Below are 21623 nucleotides of genomic sequence, written 5' to 3' on the forward strand. Positions count from 1 at the left end.
GCCCCACGGGGCAGACGAGACCGGGTGCCGTCCCCCGGACCTGCGGGATCACGGAGGCGCCCTCGGGCACCTCGGCCTGGCGCAGGTTGCTCGCCGGCATCTCCCGCCCCCTCGCCCCGAACATGGCTCCGATCCGCTCGACGATCGCCTCGTCGCGCACCAGGCGCACGTTCATGACCTCGGCGATGGCGTTCCTGGTGATGTCGTCCTGGGTGGGCCCGAGGCCACCGCAGACGATGACCGCGTCACTGCGAGCCAGCGCGGTGCGCAGGGCCAGCACGATCCGGACCTGGTTGTCCCCGACCTTGGTCTGGAAGAAGGAGTCGATGCCGGCCAGCGCCAGCCGTTCCCCCAACCAGGCCGAGTTGGTGTCGACGATCTGGCCGAGCAGCAGCTCGGTGCCGACGGCAACGACCTCAGCGCGCACGGCGGCCGCGCCCCGGTCGACTTGGGCCCGTTCCACCTTTGGTCGAAAAGGGGCGCTGCTGCTGCGAGCGCAGTGCCCACTTTCGACAAGAGGTGGAACCGGAACGATGTGCCGGGGCGCCGGCCGTGCTCACCGGGCGCCCTTGGGTTGGGCGCCCAGGCCGGCCACCGCGCCCGATGCACCGATGGTCCCGACCGTCTGTGCCGCACCGCGCCGGTCGACCATGTACTGGGTGCCCGAGACGAAGGTCAGCCCGACGGCCGCCCAGAGGACGGCGACCACGAGGCCGTGGTGGTGGGTGGCCACCGGCGGCAGCAGGGCCAGACCGACCGCCAGGTCCTGGGCCCAGGCCTTCGCCTTTCCCGTCCATCGGGCCGGCACCGACACGCCTCGGCGGCCGACGACGACCCGGTAGGCGCTGATGCCCAGCTCCCGCCCGGCGATGAGGGCGACCGGCAGCCACCAGATCTCACCGCGCGCGACCAGGGCGACGAGGGCACCGACCACGAGGAACTTGTCGGCCAATGGGTCGAGGAACGCGCCGGAGCGCGTCGCCCCTTGGCGGCGGGCGATCCAGCCGTCGAGGCCGTCGGTGCCTGCCAGGACCGCCCAGACGACGACGGTCACCCAGGACGCGCCGAGCGCGAGCACCAGCGCCAGCAGCACGGGCGTCGCCAGCAGGCGGACGACGGTGACGGCGTTGGCCGGCGTGGCCAGGGCCGAGGGCCCGTACGTGCCGGGGCCCACCGACTTCACGGCGTCGCCTCCAGGTCAGGGCCGGCCGACCCCGTCACCACAACGTCGACGAGATCTCCGGCGGGAAGATCGTGCGGCAGACCCACGACGCCGTCGATCTCGGGCGCCTCACGGTGGGAGCGTCCGACGCCGACCCGATCGACCAGCACCTCGATCGTCTCGCCGACCAGCTCGGCCCTGCGGCTCGCCGTGATCCGGTCCTGCAGCTCCGACAGCTCGGCCAGGCGCTCGGCCACCAGGCCCGGCGGCACCCGCTGGTCGAGGCCGGCGGCGTAGGTGCCCTCCTCTTCCGAATAGGCGAACAGCCCGGCCCAGTCCAGGCGGACCTCGCTCAGAAACTCCATCAGCCGGTCGTGGTCACCCTCGGTCTCCCCCGGGTAGCCGACGATGAAAGAGGAACGAAAGGCCGCCGACGGCTCGCGTGCGCGAATGTCGGCGATGCGACGGGCGAAGCGCTCGCCGTCGCCCCACCGGCGCATCCGGCGCAGGAGGGGTCTCGAGACATGCTGGAGGGAGAGATCGAAGTAGGGCACGCCGGTGGCGCAGATGGCGTCGACCAGACCATCGCCCAGCTCCGACGGGTAGAGGTACAACAGGCGCGTCCGATCGACCAGGTCGCCGACCCGTTCGATCAGCCCGATGATGGCGCCGGCCCGACCGAGGTCCCGCCCGTAGGAGGCGAGATCCTGGGCGACCAGCACCACTTCACGCACCCCGAGGGCCTCCACCTCGTCGAGCACCGCCTCCTCGGTACGGGAGCGCTGCCGTCCCCGGAAGGAAGGGATGGCGCAGAACCCGCAGGCCCGATCGCACCCCTCGGCCACCTTCACGTACGCCCACGGAGCAGTGGCCGGCGGCCGCCGGAGGTTGAGGAGATCGAGGCTGGGGACAGCCGGAGCTGACAGGCTCACCGGTACCCCGAACCCGGCCACCCGGTCGACCTCGGGCATCGCTCGCGCCAGCTCGTCGCCGTAACGCTCGGCCAGGCAACCCGTCACGACGACCTGCGCCCCTGGCCGTCGGGCGCCGGCCAGGGCCAACACGGTCTCGATCGACTCCTCGCGCGCGGCCTCGATGAAGGCGCAGGTGTTGACGACGAGCAGGTCGGCGTCCTCGGGCTCGGTGGCCGGGATCAGCCCATCGCACTCGAGGGTGCCGACCAGCTTCGCCGAGTCGACGTCGTTCTTGGGGCAGCCCAAAGTCTCGAGCCAGTAACGCCGGGGCATCAGCTCAATCTACCGCCGCCACCTCGCAGGAGGGCGAGGCGAGCTCTGCTCGAGGACCTAGAGGTTGCCCCGTCTCTCCTGCTCCGCCTCGATCGCCTCGAACAGGGCCTTGAAGTTGCCGGCCCCGAAGCCCCGGGCCCCGCGGCGCTGGATGATCTCGAGAAACAGCGTGGGACGGTCGCCGACGTTCTCGGTGAAGATCTGCAGCAGGTGACCGTCCTCGTCGCGGTCGACCAGGATGCCGAGGCGCCGGAGGTCCTCCCACGGCAGGTCGAGGTCCCCGGCTCGGCGGCGCACGTCGTCGTAATAGTCGGCCGGGACGCCGAGGAACCGCAGGCCCCGTCCTCGCAGGGCGTCCACCGTGGCGACGATGTCGTCGGTGGCCAGGGCCAGATGCTGGACACCCGGACAGCCGTAGAAGTCGAGGAACTCCTGGATCTGGCTTCGGCGTCGACCCTGGGCGGGCTCGTTGATGGGAAGCACGACGCGCGAGCCGTCCCACACCACGGTCGACATCAGGGCCGAGTACTCGGTCGAGATCTGGTCGTCTCCGAAATGCACCAGCCGGTCGAAGCCCAGCACCTCCTCGTAGAACTCGACCCAACAACCGAGGTCGCCCGGTCCCACGTTGGCCACGACGTGATCGAAGCCGCGCAAGCCCACGGCTGCCCCGGCAGGCGGAGGGGGCAGCCGGCGGGACTCGAACCCGGGCGCGAACACGCCGGAGTAGGCGGTCCGCTCCACGAAGGTGTGCTCGGTGTCACCGTAGGCGGCGATCGTCGCGGTCACGAGCTTGCCGCTGGCGTCCTCTTCGGTACGCGGTCCGGCGATGCCGATAGCGCCGCGCGCCAGCGCCGCGTCGTAAGCGGACGCCGCGTCGGTCACGGCGAAGGCCAGCGAACGCACGCCGTCGCCGTGAGAGCGGTGATGCGCGGCGATGGGCGACGACGCCTGGAGGGCGGACGTCACGACCAGCCTCAGGGCGCCCTGCTCGAGGACGTAGGAGGCCCGGTCGGCCACGCCCGTCTCGGGACCGGCGTAGGCCACGACCTCGAAGCCGAGCCCGCTGGCGAAGAAGTGCGCAGCCTGGCGGGCGTTGCCAACCCACACCTCGACGTGGTCCCACCCCTCCAGCTCGATTCCGCCGCCCCTCATGGCCCTTGCCTCCCGAGCCGGTCGGCCTCGAGCCCGTCCCAGAAGGCTCTGACCCCGTCCAGCATCTCGCCCGCCCCGGCCAGGAACTGGTCCTGGTCGAAGCCAGGCTTGGAGAACTCCTCAGCCAGCTCGTCAGTGGTGTGGGCGGCGTGCTGGTCCTCGACGCGGTCGTGCCAGGTCCAGAAGGACAGCGGCAGACCTGGGCAGTCGCGCTCGGAGAAGACCCGAAGACCGGCGATGAGCTCCTTCCAGAACCCAGCCGCCGCCCAGTGCTCGACGGCGTAGGAGGCACCGGCAGCCACGGACGGATCGTCGGAGCCGTAGATGCGCAAGAGCTCGTCGCAGAAGAAGACGGTGGCCGGCGTGCCCTGTCGCCGCTTGCCGAGGTCAGCGAACCCGAGACCGAGGGGCTCGGCGAAGCCGAGGAGCCACTCGAAGTGGGCGGCCGGGAACCGAAATCGTGCCCCCTCGACGCTGCCCTCGGTGGAGACGAGATCGGCGTCGGCGCCAGCCTCCCCTGTCCCTCGGGGCGGACGGAACGGCACGCCGAGCTCGTTCATCAGGATCTCCTTCCCGGCCCGGTAGGAAGCCAGGTCGGGCGCGTTGATCACCTTGCGCAGCTGGGCCTCGACGAACAGGTGGCTGAACACGCTGAACTGCACGGTCAGGTGGCGGACCTCCGCTCGACCCGCGGCGCCGGTGGCGAACCAGCGGGTGTAGCGGTTGTCGACGACGACGGGATGGCGAACCACCACGTCTTCGAGCCGTCGCTGGAAGGCGTGCCATCGCTGCGTCCCGGTCGAGGGTGCCCCGGTAAGCGTCATCGTCCCTCCTCTCGGCATCTGACATCACAAGTTGTACCCATAGAGAAGCTCTGGCTACCGGTGATGGTCAACCATTTGGTCGGACACTGGTCACTTTGCCTTGTCCGGTGCGACCTGCACCGCTACCCTCTGGGCGTGTTGGCCAGGACGATCGACCGCTTGGACGCTCGCCTCATCGGGCAGCTGGCCGAGGCGCCGAGGGCCGGCGTCCTCGAGCTGGCCCGCCGCCTCCAGGTCGCCCGGGGCACCGTCCAGGCCAGGCTGGACAAGCTCGTGAGCCGGGGCGTGGTCACCGGCTTCGGCCCCGACCTCCACCTCGGTGCCCTCGGCTACGAGGTCACCGCCTTCGTCAACCTGGAGATCACCCAGGGACGGCTCGGCGACGTCGTCGACCACCTGCGCGTGGTCCCCGAGGTGCTCGAAGCCCATGCCATCACCGGACCGGGCGACCTGCACTGTCGTGTGGCTGCCCGCACCAACGACCACCTCCAGGACATCATCAACCGCATCCTCGAGGTGCAGGGGATCGGCCGGAGCACGACGGTGATCGCCCTGTCGGAGCAGATCCCCTACCGCGCCCTGCGCCTCGTCGGCGCCATGGCCGACGAAGAGATGTGAAGGAGGCCACGTGTCATCGCTCCCGCCGCAATGGGTGAAGGGCCGCACCTCTCGCCAGGCCCACGCCGACCTGCCAACCGGAGCGGTGGAGGAGGAGCACGGCCGCGAGGGCTTCGCCGCCGCGGCCAGCCACCTCTACCGCCTGCACCCGCCCACGGCCTGGACCAGCATCTCCGGCCCGCTGCGACCCATGGCGCTCGACGCCAACCGGTTGGATGGAGTCGAGGACGGCCTCCCCCGCGTGCTGCTGGTCAACGAGGACGTGCGCATCGGGTGGTGGACAAGACCGGCCACCGAGCCGACGTGGTTCTTCCGCGACGCCGACGGTGACGTCGTCTACCTCGTGCACGAGGGCGATGGGACGCTGGCGACCGAGTACGGCCCCCTCGCCTACCGGCCAGGCGACTACCTGCTGGTGCCCCGGAGCACGACCCACCGCTTCGAGCCGGTGAGCACGACGCGGCTGCTGACCATCGAGGCGTTGGGCGGGACCATCGGGCTTCCTGAGCGGGGCCTCCTCGGTCGCCACGCCCTCTTCGACCCTGCTGTTGTCGAGGTTCCCGAGCCCGAAATGCACCAGGAGCACGGCGACTACTCGGTGCGGGTGCTGCGCGAGGGCGCCGTCAGCGAGATCCTCTACCCGTTCCATCCTCTCGACGTCATGGGCTGGAAGGGCGACCTCGCCCCGCTCCGCCTGGCGGCGGGCGACATCCGCCCGGTTATGTCCGAGCGCTACCACCTTCCGCCCTCGGCCCACACCACGTTCGTCGGGAACGGCTTCGTCGTGGCCACGTTCGCGCCCCGCCCGCTGGAACGCGATCCCCACACCCTTCGCGTGCCGTTCTACCACCGCAACGTCGATGTGGACGAGGTGATCTTCTACCACCGGGGCGAGTTCTTCAGTCGGGCGGGCATCTCGGAGGGGATGCTCACCTTCCACCCGCACGGCATCCACCACGGTCCCCAGCCTCCGGCCGTGCGGCGGTCCGAGGAACGCGGCCCCGGCGGCTACGCCGACGAGGTCGCCGTCAACGTCGATGCCCGCCGTCCTCTGCACACGACCCCGGCCGCCAATGCCGTCGTCGTCGACGGCTACGAGCGGTCATGGCAGACGACCAGCTGAGCGCGCTCAGGGATGGCTGGCTTCGACCACCGAGTGGATGCCGCCCCGCACAAGCCAGTCGGTGCGCACGGTCAACCGCTTCGGGCTCAGAGCCGCGATCAGGTCGTCGAGGATGCGATTGGTCACGTCCTCATGGAAGGCGCCCTCGTCGCGATAGCTCCACAGGTACAGCTTGAGCGACTTGAGCTCGACGATCGAGGCGGCGGGCACGTAGGTGATGGTGACCGTCGCGAAGTCGGGCTGGCCCGTCATCGGGCACACGCAGGTGAGCTCGGGCGTCTCGCAGCGGATCTCGTAGTCCCGTCCCGGGTGCGGGTTCTCCAGGGCCACGAGCTCCTTCGACGGGGAGGTCGGCACCGCGGCGACGATACCGGCCGTGGACGTGGCCCTGGGCCGGCTACGGCCAGCGGCGGGACTCTGGGCCGCCCGGCGGAGGCGACCCGCCCCGAGCCACGAGCAGGCCTCGCCGGTCGGGCCCGAGGAGCAGGGCCCGTCCGGGCACCGAGAGCTCCTTCAGCATGAGCTCGCCGGCATCGCGCACTCGGGGCGCGACCGCGGCGTCGCAGAACCCGATGAGGCTGGGGCCGGCACCCGACCACGACGCCGCCAGCGCCCCGGCCTCGACCAGCCGGCCCAGCAGCTGCGAGGCCTCCGGGAAGAGAGGACTGCGGGCGGCCTGGTGCAGACGATCCTCGGTTGCCGCCCGCACCAGGTAGCGACGGTTGGCCAGGCCGCTCACGAGCAGGCCCATGCGACCGAGGTTGAAGGTGGCGTCACGGTGGCTCACGGTTGACGGCAGGGCTTGGCGGGCCTGGGCCGTCGGGAGGGTGCGCGACGGCACGAGCATCACGAAGGCCAGCTCAGGGTCGAGCGCGAGCGGCGCGACCACGGGGGCACCGGCGACGGTGGCGGCGGCGACCAGCCCGCCGCGGACCGACGCGGCGGCGTTCTCGGCGTGCCCGTCGGACGCCGCGGCGACGGCGAGGGGGTCGCGAGCACCTGCCGCCGCCGCCGTGGCCGCGGCCAGAGCGGCCGACGAGCCCAGCCCTCTCCCAAGCGGGATCGACGAGCGGACTGCGATGGCGAAATGGTCGTGGCCGAGCACCTCCATGGCGATCCGGGTCGCCAGGTGCGACGCGTCGCCCGCCAGCTCCGCACCCTCGCCCTCCGCCCTGACGGTCAGGCGAGGGGCCGGCTCGACCTCCACCTCAACGTACAGCTCGAGTGCCACCGCCAGGGTGTCGAAGCCGGGGCCCAGGTTGGCCGCCGATGCCGGGGCTCGCGCGCGCACGGCGTCAGGGTAGTGGCGATGTGCCCGTCGGGCCGGATTGCCGCTGGTCGCCCTCCCGGGCCACGGACTACGAGCGGAGCGCCCCCGGCTCGTCCAGCCAACGGTTCAAGGCCAGGGTCCGAGCGTTGCGCAGGACGAGGACGTGCTCGACGGCACGACGGACGCGGCGCTGTTGGTCGGCGGTGACCACCACCTTGCGCAGCAGGTAGTCGGCCTTGTCGCCGTGATCCTCCTCGGCGTAGGCGTGGACCTTGAAGTTCTCGACCTCGAGCCCGTAATGGTCACGGAGGCCCTCGTACATCATCTTGGCGTAGCCGGTGGAAGCGGCGAACCGCTCCCCCGCCCAGCCGAAGGCGGCCAGCCCTTCTTCGTACGAGCGCCGCATGTAGTACAGGCTGGTGAAGACCGACCCGATCGACTCCGGCAGGGCCCGGTACGAGAGCAGGTCGTCGTCGCTGATGCCGAGCTGACGGGCCCACTCGATCTTCATGTCCACGTGGTTGCGGTCGCCGGCGAAACCCGTCTCGTCGGCCAGGTTCTGCAGCCAGTGGAAGTGGTGCTCGCTGGAATCGAGATCGAGGGCGTCGGTGTCGGGAGAGTTGGCCACCAGCGAGCCGAACTCGGTGGTGTACCACTTCCCCAGGAAGTAGTACTCCTTCGCCAGGCGCTCGAGCAGGGGCACGGACAGCCGGCCGTCGGCGACCCGCTCCCAGACGTGGTTGCGGGCGGTCGCCACCTCGGCCTGGAGGGCCTCGAGACCGGCCATGAACGCTTCGACGGGCGCCCCCTCGACTGCTCCACCACGTCTGATGTCCCTGAACTCTCGGACCTCGGTCATGGCCGCAAGTGTAGGATCTCTGTGACACTGGTGTCAGGTTCGTCGGCCCCGACGAGGCCCGGACGAGGAGACGATGAGCCGCCGAGTGGACGTCGATCGGAGGCGAACCTGGCCGTCTATCTCAACGTCGACCAATACGCCGTCGTCGCCGCCGCCTGCGAGCGACTGATCCCGGCGGACGAGTCGCCCGGCGCGGCCGCCGCGGGGGCAACCGACTACGTCGACAGCCTGCTCGGCGCGTTCGGCTTCGACCCGCCGCGCATCTGGGCTGGGGGGCCGTTCTCCGGCAGGGCCGGCGGAGAAGCGAGCTTCGCCACGTTCGTTCCGTTGGACCCACTGGACGAGCTCGCCTGGCGGACGCGCATCGAGGGCTCACGGGGCCGTCCCGAGCGGGAGTGGAATGGACCGGTGACCGGGCTCCAGGAGCAGTACGACCAGGGGATCGCCGCCCTCGGGCCCGACTTCGCCGAGCTCGGGGCAGCAGATCAGGACGCGCGCCTGGACGCCGTACCCGCGTTCCGCTCGCTGCTCTACGAGCACGCCTGCGAGGCGATGTACGGCCCCCCCGAGTACGGCGGCAATCGCGACCTCGTCGGGTGGCGGTCGATCGCGTTCGAGGGCGACGTGCAACCGAGAGGCTGGAGCGACGCCGAGGTGTCGGAGCCGTGAGCGGGGGCGACCTGGATGCCGACGCCGTAATCGTCGGTAGCGGGCCCGGTGGCGCCACCGCTGCCGACGTGCTGACTGCGGCCGGCTGGAGCGTCATCGTGCTGGAGAAGGGCCGCAATCACCTGCTGGACCTCGAGCCGCCCTACGGATTCAAGGCGGACTTCTCCAACGACGAGATCAAGTTCGGGCGCCGCCATTTCCTTGGCCCGGATCCCCTCCTCGAGCCTCGGGCCTTCCGGAGGACCGATGCCGACGGCGACCATCTCCTGCTCGGCGAGGTGAACAACCTCCCCTCGGGCGTCGGTGGTGGGGCCGTGCACGCCGACGCCAAGATGCCCCGCTTTCGCGAGGTGGACTTCCGCCTGCTGTCCGAGCGAGGCCCGATCGAGCAAGCGGACCTGGCCGACTGGCCCCTCGACTACGCCGACCTCGAGCCCTGCCACGCCGAGGCCGAGCGCCTCGTCGGGGTGGCGGGCGAGGCCGGGATCAACCCCTTCGAGTCCTGGCGCTCGGGGCCCTACCCCATGAGCCCGGGGCCGGACATGTACGGTGCGATCCTCTCGGCCGAGGCCGCGAACCGGCTCGGCTATCACCCCTATCGGGCTCCCACCGGCGCCAACACAACGCACTACGACGGCCGCCCCGCCTGCAACAACTGCGGGTTCTGTGGGCAATACGGCTGTCCGATCCACGCCAAGGGTGACGCCGTGTCGTCACTGCGCCGGGCCCTGCGCAGCGGGCGGTGCGAGATCCGTCCCCGAGCAATGGTCACCGAGGTCGCCCTCGACGGATCGGGTCGACGGGCGCGCGCCGTGCGCTACGTCGATTCCAGCGGCGACCGCCGCGAGGTGAGGGCGGCCCACGTCGTCCTCGCTGGCGGCGCGTTCGAGACACCCCGCCTGCTGCTGCGCGGCGGGATCGCCAACTCCTCAGGTCTGGTCGGACGGTTGCTGATGTTCCACTTCCAGACCTATGTGGCGGCGTCGTTTCCGTTCAGCCTCCACCCCAACCGGGGGCGGACGGTCACCCACCACCACGACGACTTCGTTGCTCCGAACGCAGACGACCTCGCCGCCGCCCGGCGGGCGGGGCTCCCCTGGTTCAGCGGGGGCACGGTCGAGCACGGCGGCGGCACGGGCCCGATCACCGAGGCGCTCAACTGCCCGCCAGGGTCTCTCCACAAGGAGCTGATGCGCTCCTCGATGCTGCGCGATCGGCTGTGGGTGTTCACCATGCAGGGCGAGGACATGCCCCAGGCCGCCAACCGCGTCGACCTCCATCCCTCAGCGCGCGACGTCCACGGCCTGCCCGCAGGCCGGGTGACCTACGCGCCGCACCGCCACGAGCTGGCCGCATCCGCCCACTGGGGGCCGAAGCTGGAGGCCATCCACACCGAGGCGGGCGCCTCCTGGACGGCCAGGACCACGTCTCCGCCGACGGATCAGGACTCGGCCGCGGCCATGGGGTGGGCGCCGATCAGCCGCCACGTCATGGGCACCTGTCGCATGGGGACCGACCCACGGACGAGCGTCGTCGACTCCTACGGTCGGTTTCACGACGTGGAGAACATGATCTGCACCGACTCGTCGGTGTTCGTGACCTCGTCGGGCTACAACCCGACCCTCACGATCGTCGCCCTCGCCATTCGGGCCAGCAGGGGGCTGGCCGACGGAGGTCCTACGAGCCGCGGGGCAGGCCGAGCAGCCGCTCGCCGATGATCGTGCGCTGGATCTCCGAGGTTCCTCCGGCGACGCTGGCCGCCTTGCTCCACAGCCACTGACGCTGCCAGGCCCCGTCGGCGGGGTTGCCGTCGGCCCGGCCCCACAGCGGCGCCGCCTGCCCCACCACGTCGAGGGCGACCTGCGACAGGTGCTGGGTCATCGCCGTCCAGGTCAGCTTCACCCAGCTCGACTCCGGCCCCGGCGCCTCGCCTCGCGCCAGCCGAGAGAGCGTGCGCCAGTTGTGCAGACGGAGGACGCGGAGCTCCACGAAGGCCTGAGCCAGGGCGTCGGCGACGAGCGGGTCGTCGAGCCTCCCGTTCTCGACAGCCAGGCGGTACAGAGCATCCAGGCGGGCCTCGTGGAGCACCTGCTCCTTGAAGGGGAAGTTGGTGCCCCGCTCGTGGGCCAGCGTCGTGCCGGCCACCGCCCAGCCCCCTCCGAGGGCACCGACGAGACGGTCGGCGGGGACGAACGCGCCGTCGAGGAAGACCTCGTTGAACTCGGCGTCACCGGTGATCTGGACGAGCGGCCTGATGTCGACGCCGGGCCCCTCCATGTCGATCACCAGGCAGGAAAGACCCCGATGACGGGGCCCGTCGAGATCGGTCCGGGCCAGGGCCAGACCCCAGCGGGCGAACTGGGCGTAGGAGGTCCACACCTTCTGACCCGTGACCCGCCACCCACCGTCGGCGGGCTCGGCGCGCGTCGCCAGCGAGGCCAGGTCGGAGCCGGCGCCGGGCTCGCTGTAGAGCTGACACCAGATCTCGCTGGCCGTGAGGATGGGGGGCAGCCACCTCCCGCGCTGGTCCTCGGTGCCGTGGGCCAGCAGGGTCGGGCCGGCCAGGTTGATCCCCACCCGGTTGACGGGCTGGGGCGCGCCGGACCGGGCGTACTCGAGGTTGAACAGCGCCACCTGCACGGCCGTCGCCCCCCGTCCGCCGTGCTCGGGCGGCCAGTCGATACCGACCCAGCGATCGGCTGCCAGCTTGGCCTGCCAGCGGCGACCCCACGCCACCTCATCGTCGATCGACTCGAACGGAGGCGGCGTCTCACCGTGCTCGTCGAACCACCGCCGTGCGTCGCGAGCGAAGGCCTCGTCCTCGGCTCGCAGGGAGAGATCCACCCGCCCGGACTCCTCAGAGGTCCCAGAACCGCTGGCGGCCGGCGGCGGTGAACGACGCCTCGAGCCGCCGCTCGTCCTCGGCCGTGAGTAGCCGGTAGGCGGGCTCGCCGCGACCCCGGACGAAGATTGGGTCGCCGCCGGTCCGGTCAGAGCGAAACTTCTGGTGGACGAGGGTCCGCTTCACGATCTTGTTGGTGGCGGTCGTCGGCATCGCCTCCGTCACCCGGAGGAAACGGGGCCGCCACTTGGGGGCGACGTCACCTTGGGCGTCGATCCACGCGGCGATCGCCGCGCCCTCTGCTCGGGCGCCCTCTCGAAGGACGAGACACGCCATGACCTGGTCGCCCGCCTGCTCGTCGGGCACACCGTAGGCGGCGGCGACGACCACGTCGGGGTGCCGGGACAGCGCCGACTCGATGGGGCCGGCGGGGAAGTTCTCGCCGTCCACCCGGATCCACTCCGCCGTCCGGCCGGCGAAGTAGAGGTAGCCCTCGTCGTCGACGTAGCCGAGGTCGCCGCTCCAGTACCAGCCCCGGCGCGTGGCTCGGGCGTTGGCGTCGGCGTTGTTGTAGTAGCCCTCGAAGGGACCGGAGCCGGCTGTGCTGACGATCTCACCGACGCACTCCTCGGCGTTGACCAGCCGGCCCGACGTGTCGAAGCGGGCGGCGGGGCGGAACCCGCCCTCCTCGTCCACGACCTTCACCGCCTCGCCGACCCGGCCCATGGCTCCTTGTGGCATCCCAGGCTCGCGGTTGACCGCCACGCCACCCTCGGTGGCGCCGAAGGCATCGACCACCTCGACGCCAAAGCGCGAGCCGAACGCCTCGACGACCTGCGGCGACCCTTCGTTGCCGAAGGCGATCCGCAGGGAGTTGTCGGCATCATCGGGACGCGCCGGCGTGTCGAGGATGTACGACAGCGGCTTGCCCGTGTAGTTGAAGTACGTGGCCCCGTACCGGCGCACGTCCTGGAGCCATCGCGAGGCGCTGAACCGTCTGGCCAGTCCCACCGACCCTCCGTAGACGATCGACGGGGCCCAGCCGACCATGACGGCGTTGGAATGGAAGAGCGGCATGCTGACATAGCCCACGTCGTCGGGCCCGAGCCCCAGCATCATTCCCATGCGGTTGCCGGTGACCATGATGCGTCGCTGGCTGCAGATCACGGCCTTCGGAGCGTCCGACGTTCCCGAGGTGAAGACGAGCGCCCAGATCGAGTCAGGAGATGGATCGTCGACATCGGGATCCCCGACACCGACGTCCGCCAGGGCCTCGTCCAGCGACCCGCCCAGCCGGGGCTCGGGATCGCCCGGGTCGGCGAACCGCCGGGACACCAGGAGATTGCCCTCGGTCAGGCCCAGCCCGTCGACGATGGGCTCCAGCAGGGGCTCGTGTCGGGGCTCGGTCACGATCATGGCCACGTCGGTGTGGGCGATGTCGCGCTGCAGGCCCTGGCCCCGTCGAGTGTGGTTGAGACCCACGATCGTGGCTCCCGCCAAGGCTGCGCCCCCCAGGGCGAAGAGGTAGTCGGGCACGTTGTCGAGCAGGACACCCACATGGAAGGGGCGCCCCGGCGGGCGCCGGGAGATGAAGAGGTTCGCCCACCGCCGGCACTCGGCCACGTACTCGTGGTGGGTCCAGACGCGCTCACCAAAGCGCACGGCAGGTCGGAGCGATATGTCAGGGTCCGACGCGTTGCGCCGAAGGAGGGCGGCGGCGTTCGGCGCCGGCATGGGCGCCGCCCCCGGAGCCGGCGCGTCTCGCCGTGACCCCCGAGTGGCGGCAGCCGTCGCTCTGGACACTCCATCTCCTGACACGCGCGTCACATTATTATGATCGCACCGATGGCCGACTTCTTCGACGTCGTCGGCCGCCAGCGTGCCTGTCGGCAGTTCCGGGCCGATCCTGTGGAGGACGTGCTCGTCGAGCGCTGTCTCGCGGCTGCCACGTTCGCCCCCAGCGCCGAGAACCGCCAACCGTGGGCCTTCGTGGTCGTCCGGGACCCGGGGCTGCGGGCCCTGATCGGGGACCTCACCAGGCGGGCGTGGCAAAGCGGGGGCCGACAGCACTCCGAGCCCCGGTTGGCCTCGGGGCTCCTCGCCGACGTCGATCGCGGCGCCGAGGGAGGCGTGGCGGCGGCGCCGATCCTGGTCGTGGTGTGTGGTGACACGCGGCTGGGTCTGGAGGTGACCCTGCCGGCATCGATCTTCCCCGCCACCCAGAACCTGCTCCTCGCCGCCACTGCCCTCGGCCTGGGGTCGGCGCTCACCACGCTGCCGGTTGCCTTCGGCAGCGAGCTCCGCACAGCCCTGAGGTTGCCCGACCCGGTACACCCGCTTGCCGTCGTGCCCCTGGGCTGGCCCGCTCGTCCGCTCGGTGCCCCGCGCCGCCAACCAGTGTCGGAGAAGGCGTACCGCGACACCTACGGGGCGCGCTGGTAAGCAGCTAGTCCTTCTTGCCGATGAGGGGATGGGCGGGCATCCCCACCGGCTGCAGGTGCTGGCCGAGGACCTCGTGGAAGTGCTCGGCCACGCCCTCAGGGTCCCACCCTCCCTCCCGCCACATGGCCGCCACCTGGCGAGGCGTCTGGAAGATGGTGAAGGCGTAGCCGGTCCGCCCGAGGACCTGGCCGTTCACATACGACGCCTGCTCGGAGGCGAGGAAGGCGACGAGCGGAGCGTTGAGCGAGGGGTCCTGGTCGGGGGGCGGCTCGCTCCCCGTCCGCTCGTAGAGCCCCGCCGTCATGCGGGTAGTGCCCGCCGGGGCCACGGCGTTGACCGTGATGCCGCTACGGGCCAGCTCGAGCGCCCACACGAATGTCATCCCCATGATGCCGGCCTTGGCGGCGCCGTAGTTGGTCTGGCCGAAGTTGCCCCGCAGACCAGCCGACGAGGTGATGTTGACGATGCGGCCGTAACCCGCGTCCCGCATGTGCTCGGCCGCGTGGCGCGTGCAGTTGAACGTGCCCTTCAGATGGACGGCGACCACGGCATCGAAGTCGTCTTCGCTCATCTTGACCAGGGTCCGGTCCCGGATGATGCCGGCGTTGTTGACGAGGATGTCGATCCGGCCGAAGGTGTCGACGGCTGTCTGGATGATTCGTCCGGCGGCGGCGAAGTCGCTCACCGAATCGTAGGACGGTACGGCCTTGCCTCCCGCCGACTCGATGTCGGCGCACGCCTGGGCCGCGGCGTCGTCGTCGCCGCCCCGGCCGTCGAGCGACACCCCCACGTCATTGACGACGACATTGGCGCCCTGTTGGGCCAGGCACGAGGCGATCTCCCGGCCGATTCCCCGACCGGCGCCGGTCACGACCGCAACCCTTCCGTCGAGCAGCATGGGATGAAGCTAGCCGCTCGGGTCGATGGTGCTCGACGGGCCGCGCCGGCAAAGCTGACATGCGTGTCGTGTTTCGGCACTACGCTCGGCGAGGGTGGCGACCGGGAAGCGAGCGACCGCCAAGAAGGCGACCCGAGGGACCGCCACCAAGGGCTCCGCGGCGAGGGGCTCGGCGGCAAGAGGCTCGGCGGCAAGACGGGCAGACCCCGCATCCAGGCGGGGTAGCGCGCCACCCCGGTCGAGCGGGGGCGGCGCCCCGTCGGGGCAGGGTGGGCCCGCTCGGGACCGTGCCCTCCGGGCCCGGGGCCAGCGCACGATGCGGCGGTTGCTCGATGCCGGCGTCGACGTGCTCCGCCAGCGCGGCTACCAGGCGGCGCGGGTCGACGACATCGTCAAGGCGGCCGAGACCTCGCACGGGACGTTCTATCTGTACTTCGCCAACAAGGAAGACCTGTTCCGGGCCCTGGCCCTGGACGTGTCCGATGCCATCGTCTGCCTGGCCGAGTCGCTGGGACCGGTGGGACCAGACCGTGAGGGCTTCGCCGAGCTGCGTCAGTGGATGGGCCGGTTCGCCGACCTCTATCGGCGGCACCGTGCCGTGATCCAGGCCTGGACGGAGGCGGAGACGGAAGCAAGCGAGTTCGGCCGCCTGGGAACCGAGCTCATGACCCGGTTCACCCAGGTGCTCATCGACCGCATCGACCGTGCCAGCGTGGTCGGGGTCGACCCGCAGATCGCCGCCCTCGCCATGGTGGCCATGATCGAGCGCTCCAACTACTACCTGTTGAGCAGGCAGGCGCCGGTGAGCAGGGACCAGATGCTCGACACCCTGACCACGATCGCCCACATCGGGCTGTTCGGAGGAAGGCGGCGACGGCCGGCCCGGGTGGCCGGCCCCGGCAAGCCGCCGGCCCGGAGCTCGCGAGCGGCCCGAGCTGCGCAGGCCCGCTGAGCCCGCCCGCTACCGTGGACTTCGACTACCCGCCCGAGGCGGAGCACCTCCGACACGAGCTCCGGGCGTGGCTCGACGCCAATCTGACCGGGCGCCTCCGCGGCGCAAGCTGGGCCAACGCCAGCGACACCGACAATGCCGATGTGGCTCTCCTGCGGGAGTGGAACGCCAAGCTGGCCGACGCCGGGTACGCCGCCATCGCCTGGCCCGAGGAGTACGGCGGCCGGGGCGCCGGTGTGATGGAGCAGGTCGTGCTGGCAGAGGAGATGAGCCGGGCCGGCGCGCCGGGCACGCTCAACCCCATCGGCATCTCGAACATCGCCCCCGCCATCATGGCGCACGGGACAGAAGAGCAGAAGCGTCGGCTCCTGCCAAGGATGCTGCGGGGCGACGACATCTGGTGCCAGGGCTTCTCCGAGCCCGACGCCGGCTCGGACCTGGCCTCGCTGCGGACGTCTGCCGAGCGCGATGGGGACCACTACCTCGTCAACGGCCAAAAGGTCTGGAACACCCTGGGGAACCTGGCGAACTGGTGCGAGCTGCTCGTGCGGACCGACTCCACGGCGCCCCGCCACCGCGGTATCAGCTGCCTGCTCGTCGACATGACGCTCCCCGGTATCGAGGTCCGCCCGCTCGTCACCATTACCGGCGAGCGGGACTTCAACGAGATCTTCCTCACCGACGTGCGGGTACCGACCTCGAGCCTCCTCGGACCGGAGAACGACGGCTGGCGGGTGGCCATGACCACCCTCACCCACGAGCGCGGCGGCGTCGCCGATCTCCATCTGGGACTGCGCAAGAAGATCAGGAGGCTGCTCGACATCGCCCGATCGACCACGATCGACGGACGAGTGGCGTCCAAGGACCCCGTGCTCCGCCAGCGCCTGGTGAGCGTCTACCTCGAGGGAGAGCTCCTCAAGCTCCTCAGCGAGCGGGCCCTCTCGGCGGCCATCCACGGACGGGAGATGGGGCCCGAGTCGAGCGTGGCGAAGCTCGTCTGGAGCCAGGCCGGCCAGCACCTCGCCGAGGTGAGCGCCGACGTCCTCGGTCCGGTGGCTCCCGACGGGCCATGGGCGAGGGACCTCGTCTCCTCGCGCTCGCTCACCATCGCCGGGGGCACCACCCAGGTCAACAAGGACGTCATCGCCCAACGTATCCTTGGGCTACCTCGGTCGAGCTGACAGAGGGGCTGACCCATGCGCACCGCGGCAACCGATCTCGTCGGCATCGACGTTCCCGTCTTCGGCTTCAGCCACTGCCGCGACGTGGTCGCCGCGGTCACGAATGCCGGCGGCTGCGGCGTGCTCGGCGCCGTCGCCCACAGTCCCGAGCAGCTCGACGTCGACCTCAGCTGGATCGAGCTTGAGGTGAAGGGCAAGCCCTACGGCGTCGACCTGCTCGTCCCCGAGAAGTTCGCCGGCGCCGAGGCGGGTGGGCTCGATCGCAGCCAGCTGCGCAGCCTCGTGCCCGAGGAGCACGGGGCGTGGGTCGACGACCTCCTGAGCCGCTACGACGTCCCGCCGGCCCCTGGCGACGACACCGGCTTCAGCGGGATCGGCGGCATGCGCGTCGATCCCAGGAGCATGGCGCCGCTGCTCGACGTGCTGTTCGCCCACCAGACCCGCCTGGTGGCATCCGCGTTGGGTCCGCCGCCGGCACACTTCATCGAGCGCGCCCACGCCTCCGGCATCCCAGTTGCCGCGCTGGCCGGGTCGGTCGAGCACGCCCGCAGGCACGTGCAGGCGGGCGCCGACCTGATCGTGGCCCAGGGGACCGAGGCCGGCGGCCACACGGGGTTGATCGCGACGATGGTGCTCGTGCCCGAGGTGGTCGACGTGGTCGCACCGGTCCCGGTTCTGGCCGCCGGAGGCATCGCCCGCGGCCGTCAGCTGGCGGCGGGCCTGGCCCTGGGGGCCGATGGCGCATGGTGCGGCTCGGTGTGGTTGACGACCGAGGAGGCAGAGACGCCACCGGTGGTCAAGGACAAGTTCCTGCGGGCGGGCCTCGGGGACACGGTGCGCTCGAGGTCGATGACGGGCAAGCCGGCCAGGATGCTGCGCACGGCGTGGACCGACGAGTGGGAGCGTCCCGACGGCCCCGACCCGCTGCCCATGCCGATCCAGCCCATGCTGATAGGCGACGCCATGCGCCGCATCCACCGGGTCGCCGGCAAGGAAGGCACCGGTGCGAACGATCTGGTGACGTACTTCGTGGGACAGGTCGTGGGCTCGATGGGCAGCGTTCGACCGACCCGGCGGGTGGTGCTGGAGATGGTCGAGGAGTTCATCGATACCGTCCAGCGCCTCGACGACCTGGTGAAGGAGTAGCCGGCCGGCGTCGTTGACCGACCACTGGGGGGGCGGGCAGTACTCTCGAGGTCGCCTGCGCCGGCGTGGGCCCACATGACGGGAGGCGATCGTGGCCTGGGACTTCTCGACCGATCCGGAGTTTCAAGAGCAGCTCGACTGGGTGGAGGAGTTCTGTCGGACCGAGATCGAGCCCCTCGATCTGGTGTTTCCCGGAGCGCCCTGGTCGCGCAACCCCAAGGCCAAGGCCCTCGCCGATCCCCTGAAGCAACGGGTCAAGGATCGCGGGCTCTGGGCCCTGTTCCTGGACGAGGAGCTCGGGGGTCCCGGCTACGGCCAGCTCAAGCTGGCGCTGCTCAACGAGGTCCTCGGCCGCTACGGCTCGGCGCCGGTCGTCTTCGGCACCTCCGCCCCCGACACGGGGAACATGGAGATGCTCGCCGCCTACGGCACCGAGGAGCAGAAGCAGCGTTGGCTGCGACCCCTGATGAACCAGGAGATCTTCTCGGCCTACTCGATGACCGAGCCCCAGGGAGGGTCAGATCCCAATCTGTTCAAGACCCACGCCATCCGGGACGGCGAGGAGTGGGTCATCAACGGCGAGAAATGGTTCACCAGCCTCGGTGCTCGTGCCGACATCATCTTCGTGATGTGCACCAACTGCATGTTCGTGGTGCCCCGGAAGACGCCGGGGGTGGAGTTCATGGACTATCCGGAGACGCACAACCACGTCCGGTACAACGACGTGCGGGTGCCGCTGGACCACCTGCTCGGGCCGGAGGACGGCGCCAAGGTGCTGGCCCAGCGGCGTCTCGGCGGCGGCCGCATCCACCACGCCATGCGCACCGTCGCCCAGGTGAAGCGGGCCTTCGACATGATGTGCGAGCGGGCCCTCAGCCGTGAGTCCCACGGCAAGATCATCGGCGAGCACCAGATGGTCCAGGAGGCCATCGCCGACTCGTACGCCGAGATGAACATGCTGCGCCTCCTCGTGCTGTGGACGGCGTGGACGATCGACAACTCCAGCACCCAGGAGGCCCGCACCCAGATCGCAGCGTGCAAGTACACCTGCGCGAAGGTCCTGCGCGAGGTGACCTACCGCGCCCTGCACATCCTGGGCTCGCTCGGGACCACCAGCCTCACCCCCCTCCAGGCCATGTGGGCCAGCGCCCCCACCATGGCTATCGCCGACGGCGTCGACGAGGTCCACAAGGTCACCGTCGCCCGCAACGTGCTCAAGGGCTACCGCCCCCATCCCGGCCTCTGGCCCACCGAGTACCTGCCAGCCAAGCGCCAGGAGGCCAGGAAGAAGTACGCCACCCAGCTGGCCGCCGACCCCGACCTGGCGGCCTGGGCCGATCACGCCGAGCGGTCGATGGCGCGGGGCCACTAGCGCACACCGCGCCGCAGTCGGCGCGATCTCCGGCTACGCCTTGACCAGGTTGACGTTCCCCTCGCCGGGCACGAGCTCGAGGCGTACGCCGACGAGCTCCCGCCGCTCGGCTTCGGCCAGCAGATTGGCGTCCTCCATCCTGGCGTAGCAGCGCGCCCCGTCGGGCAGGTCGCACACGGCCAGGCCCCAGTCGGCACCGCCGTCCCGCCCGTGGGCGACGGTGTACGCGGCCATGGTGGCCTCACCGGTGGCCACATCGCGGATCGCCCGCCGGGGGCGGGCGTCGAGGCCCGACTGGATCTCGCCCGACTTCGGTGGGCGAACCGGTCCGGGTGTCGTGGAGTACACGCCCGACACGTGCTTGGTCATGTGCATCCCCACGCCGGTGACCAGTCCCATGGCGCCGGGGTCCCGTCTCAGCACCTGCGCCATGGCGGCGATGGAGTGGGTCATGTAGTTGCTCCCGGCGCCGCCGGCAAACGGCAGGCCACCGGTGACGGTCACGCCCCGATCGTCGTCATGAGACAGGTCGAGGGCGTCGAGGCCGAAGTTGATCGAGCTCCCGAAGCAGCTGTAGAGATCGAGATGGCCGACGTCATCGATCCCGACTCCGGCCACCCGGAGTGCCTCGTCGCCCGCAGCGCGCATCGCCGGTGACGCCCACATGGGATCGTGCTCCGCCACGTACACCGGGTCGGTTGCGTAGCACCACCCCCTGAGGTACACGCGCCGCTCCGGCGGCACACCGAGGGCATCGGCCTTCTCGTGACTGGCGACGATCACTGCCGCTGCCATGTCGACGTCCATGATCGAGATCATGTACTTGGTGTACGGATACCCGACCATGCGGTTGGTGGGGCTGGCCGTCGTCAGCTCTTCCACGCTGCGGCGAGTCGGGAACCAGGCATAGGGATTGTCGGCGGCCACGTCCGTCATGGGCGCCATCAGCTCGCCGAGCCGACGGCGGTAGGCCTCCGGGGCGGTGCCAAGACGGGCGCGCCGGGCGATGTCCCACACCGCGAAGGTCAGCCAGGCCTGGAAGACCTCGTGGGCCACCTCGGCGGGATGGAACGGGGCCTCGAACGGGAAGGGCTTGCGCTCGGGGTCCGGATGGCTCCAGGCCGGCCTCGTCCCGGCCTTCTTCATCTGCCGTCGAGTCTCGAGGCACTCGGCCCCGGTGATCAGCGCCAGATCGGACTCGCCCCGAAGGATGGACTCCGCGGTGGTCTGCACCAGCACCTGGGGCGTGGTGCCGCCGATACCCGAATAGAGATGGTGGCGCGGCGACGCGCCCAGCCGGTCGGCCAGGCGCGCCGGAGGGTCGTCGTACTGCCAGCTCTGGCAGTACACGATCTGCAAGCTGTCCAGCTGCTCGAGGGCGCCGGAACGACCGCTGTCGGCGGCCGCGGCCCGGCAGACCTCCTCCCACATGGCGAGAGGCTCCGGGGCGCCGTTCGGGACGTCCACTGGACGCCAGACCTGCTGACCCACGCCGATCAGGCATGGAGTCCGGGGATCGACCCGTGCCACCTACCTCCCCTTCCACCGGGGGGGCCGCTTCTCGGCGAAGGCCAGCGGGCCCTCTTTGGCGTCTTCGCTCTTGAAGACCATCGTCGACAGCTTCTGCTCGATCTTGTAGGCCTCCTCCAGGGTGACGGCGAGGCCGCGCAGCACGCTCTCCTTGGTCGCCCGCACGGCGAGCGGGCCATTGGCGGTGATCCGCCCGGCCCACTCGAGCGCCCTGTCGAGGAGCTGCTCGCGGGGAACGATCTCGTTGATGAGCCCCAGCTCGAGGGCCCGCTGGGCGGGAAAGGCCTCGGCGGTGAGGAGGAACTCCATCGCCGCCGGGAACGCCAGCTGCCG

At 70.7% G+C, this 21623-nt stretch carries 22 protein-coding genes; 9 read left to right on the forward strand and 13 right to left on the reverse strand.

Annotated features, from left to right (window positions below):
* From VH112_14120 to VH112_14140, 5 genes are all read right to left on the reverse strand, one after another.
* A partial coding sequence (locus VH112_14120; protein ID HEX4541373.1) for a competence/damage-inducible protein A occupies nucleotides 1-427 on the reverse strand: 427 nt, incomplete at its 3' end.
* 129 nt (nucleotides 428-556) lie between these two features.
* Nucleotides 557-1183, reverse strand: a complete 627-nt coding sequence (locus VH112_14125) for a CDP-alcohol phosphatidyltransferase family protein (GenBank protein ID HEX4541374.1) — start codon at nucleotides 1181-1183, stop codon at nucleotides 557-559.
* Nucleotides 1180-2409: a 30S ribosomal protein S12 methylthiotransferase RimO gene (gene rimO / locus VH112_14130; protein HEX4541375.1), complete on the reverse strand. Its 1230-nt coding sequence runs from the start codon at nucleotides 2407-2409 to the stop codon at nucleotides 1180-1182. Before rimO ends, VH112_14125 begins: the two co-directional genes overlap by 4 nt.
* Nucleotides 2410-2466: 57 nt before the next feature.
* Nucleotides 2467-3564 carry a 4-hydroxyphenylpyruvate dioxygenase gene (gene hppD / locus VH112_14135; GenBank protein HEX4541376.1) on the reverse strand — a complete coding sequence of 366 codons (1098 nt, stop codon included), beginning with the start codon at nucleotides 3562-3564 and terminating at the stop codon, nucleotides 2467-2469.
* Nucleotides 3561-4388: a hypothetical protein gene (locus tag VH112_14140; GenBank protein ID HEX4541377.1), complete on the reverse strand. Its 828-nt coding sequence runs from the start codon at nucleotides 4386-4388 to the stop codon at nucleotides 3561-3563. Before VH112_14140 ends, hppD begins: the two co-directional genes overlap by 4 nt.
* A gap of 135 nt (nucleotides 4389-4523) precedes the next feature.
* On the opposite strand from VH112_14140, the gene VH112_14145 reads away from it, so the two are divergent.
* On the forward strand, nucleotides 4524-5006 hold the full coding sequence (locus VH112_14145) for an Lrp/AsnC family transcriptional regulator (GenBank protein ID HEX4541378.1): 483 nt from the start codon (nucleotides 4524-4526) through the stop codon (nucleotides 5004-5006).
* A gap of 10 nt (nucleotides 5007-5016) precedes the next feature.
* The gene (locus VH112_14150) at nucleotides 5017-6129 is read left to right on the forward strand and encodes a homogentisate 1,2-dioxygenase (protein HEX4541379.1); all 1113 of its coding nucleotides are present in this window, start codon (nucleotides 5017-5019) and stop codon (nucleotides 6127-6129) included.
* Nucleotides 6130-6135: 6 nt separating this feature from the next.
* Here the strand turns inward: VH112_14150 and queF are convergent, their stop codons facing one another.
* From queF to VH112_14165, 3 genes are all read right to left on the reverse strand, one after another.
* A complete protein-coding gene (gene queF, locus VH112_14155; GenBank protein HEX4541380.1) occupies nucleotides 6136-6486 on the reverse strand; it encodes a preQ(1) synthase in 351 nt (116 codons plus the stop codon).
* Nucleotides 6487-6526: 40 nt separating this feature from the next.
* Nucleotides 6527-7420 (reverse strand): homoserine kinase, encoded by an 894-nt coding sequence (locus VH112_14160; protein ID HEX4541381.1) that lies wholly within the window; start codon nucleotides 7418-7420, stop codon nucleotides 6527-6529.
* A 67-nt stretch (nucleotides 7421-7487) separates the two neighbouring features.
* A complete protein-coding gene (locus tag VH112_14165) occupies nucleotides 7488-8258 on the reverse strand; it encodes an iron-containing redox enzyme family protein (protein ID HEX4541382.1) in 771 nt (256 codons plus the stop codon).
* Between the two features lie 21 nt (nucleotides 8259-8279).
* Between VH112_14165 and VH112_14170 the strand changes: the two genes are divergently transcribed.
* On the forward strand, nucleotides 8280-8927 hold the full coding sequence (locus tag VH112_14170) for a gluconate 2-dehydrogenase subunit 3 family protein (GenBank protein ID HEX4541383.1): 648 nt from the start codon (nucleotides 8280-8282) through the stop codon (nucleotides 8925-8927).
* Complete coding sequence (locus tag VH112_14175) at nucleotides 8924-10645, forward strand: GMC family oxidoreductase (protein ID HEX4541384.1); 1722 nt, start codon at nucleotides 8924-8926, stop codon at nucleotides 10643-10645. The genes VH112_14170 and VH112_14175 overlap by 4 nt, the downstream gene beginning before the upstream one ends.
* On the opposite strand, the gene VH112_14180 is transcribed toward VH112_14175, so the two are convergent.
* Both VH112_14180 and VH112_14185 read right to left on the reverse strand, forming a co-directional pair.
* Complete coding sequence (locus tag VH112_14180; protein HEX4541385.1) at nucleotides 10605-11771, reverse strand: acyl-CoA dehydrogenase family protein; 1167 nt, start codon at nucleotides 11769-11771, stop codon at nucleotides 10605-10607. The two genes, VH112_14175 and VH112_14180, sit on opposite strands and share 41 nt — an antisense overlap.
* A 13-nt stretch (nucleotides 11772-11784) precedes the next feature.
* Nucleotides 11785-13503 (reverse strand): AMP-binding protein, encoded by a 1719-nt coding sequence (locus VH112_14185; GenBank protein ID HEX4541386.1) that lies wholly within the window; start codon nucleotides 13501-13503, stop codon nucleotides 11785-11787.
* A gap of 111 nt (nucleotides 13504-13614) precedes the next feature.
* On the opposite strand from VH112_14185, the gene VH112_14190 reads away from it, so the two are divergent.
* Nucleotides 13615-14211 (forward strand): nitroreductase family protein, encoded by a 597-nt coding sequence (locus tag VH112_14190; protein HEX4541387.1) that lies wholly within the window; start codon nucleotides 13615-13617, stop codon nucleotides 14209-14211.
* 4 nt (nucleotides 14212-14215) lie between these two features.
* Here VH112_14190 and VH112_14195 read toward each other — a convergent pair whose 3' ends face one another.
* Nucleotides 14216-15109 (reverse strand): SDR family NAD(P)-dependent oxidoreductase, encoded by an 894-nt coding sequence (locus VH112_14195; GenBank protein HEX4541388.1) that lies wholly within the window; start codon nucleotides 15107-15109, stop codon nucleotides 14216-14218.
* Between the two features lie 94 nt (nucleotides 15110-15203).
* Here VH112_14195 and VH112_14200 point away from each other — a divergent pair, with 94 nt between their 5' ends.
* From VH112_14200 to VH112_14215, 4 genes are all read left to right on the forward strand, one after another.
* A complete protein-coding gene (locus tag VH112_14200; GenBank protein HEX4541389.1) occupies nucleotides 15204-16061 on the forward strand; it encodes a TetR/AcrR family transcriptional regulator in 858 nt (285 codons plus the stop codon).
* A 14-nt stretch (nucleotides 16062-16075) separates the two neighbouring features.
* Entirely contained in the window at nucleotides 16076-17242 is a 1167-nt protein-coding gene (locus VH112_14205) for an acyl-CoA dehydrogenase family protein (GenBank protein ID HEX4541390.1), read from the forward strand.
* Between the two features lie 15 nt (nucleotides 17243-17257).
* The gene (locus VH112_14210; protein HEX4541391.1) at nucleotides 17258-18388 is read left to right on the forward strand and encodes a nitronate monooxygenase family protein; all 1131 of its coding nucleotides are present in this window, start codon (nucleotides 17258-17260) and stop codon (nucleotides 18386-18388) included.
* A gap of 91 nt (nucleotides 18389-18479) precedes the next feature.
* Complete coding sequence (locus tag VH112_14215; GenBank protein ID HEX4541392.1) at nucleotides 18480-19760, forward strand: acyl-CoA dehydrogenase family protein; 1281 nt, start codon at nucleotides 18480-18482, stop codon at nucleotides 19758-19760.
* Nucleotides 19761-19793: 33 nt separating this feature from the next.
* Here VH112_14215 and VH112_14220 read toward each other — a convergent pair whose 3' ends face one another.
* A complete protein-coding gene (locus VH112_14220; GenBank protein HEX4541393.1) occupies nucleotides 19794-21290 on the reverse strand; it encodes an acetyl-CoA acetyltransferase in 1497 nt (498 codons plus the stop codon).
* The coding region (locus VH112_14225) for an enoyl-CoA hydratase-related protein (protein ID HEX4541394.1) at nucleotides 21291-21623 on the reverse strand (333 nt) is incomplete at its 5' end.

It is taken from the genome of Acidimicrobiales bacterium, assembly GCA_036270875.1.
Lineage (GTDB): Bacteria > Actinomycetota > Acidimicrobiia > Acidimicrobiales > AC-9 > AC-9.

Excerpts from the sequence above, each read along its gene's own strand:
- rimO (HEX4541375.1), bottom strand. The coding sequence starts at position 2,409 with ATGCCCCGGCGTTACTGGCTCGAGACTTTGGGCTGCCCCAAGAACGAC.
- hppD (HEX4541376.1), bottom strand. The coding sequence starts at position 3,564 with ATGAGGGGCGGCGGAATCGAGCTGGAGGGGTGGGACCACGTCGAGGTG.
- VH112_14140 (HEX4541377.1), bottom strand. The coding sequence starts at position 4,388 with ATGACGCTTACCGGGGCACCCTCGACCGGGACGCAGCGATGGCACGCC.
- VH112_14165 (HEX4541382.1), bottom strand. The coding sequence starts at position 8,258 with ATGACCGAGGTCCGAGAGTTCAGGGACATCAGACGTGGTGGAGCAGTC.
- VH112_14185 (HEX4541386.1), bottom strand. The coding sequence starts at position 13,503 with ATGCCGGCGCCGAACGCCGCCGCCCTCCTTCGGCGCAACGCGTCGGAC.
- VH112_14190 (HEX4541387.1), top strand. The coding sequence starts at position 13,615 with ATGGCCGACTTCTTCGACGTCGTCGGCCGCCAGCGTGCCTGTCGGCAG.
- VH112_14195 (HEX4541388.1), bottom strand. The coding sequence starts at position 15,109 with ATGCTGCTCGACGGAAGGGTTGCGGTCGTGACCGGCGCCGGTCGGGGA.
- VH112_14210 (HEX4541391.1), top strand. The coding sequence starts at position 17,258 with ATGCGCACCGCGGCAACCGATCTCGTCGGCATCGACGTTCCCGTCTTC.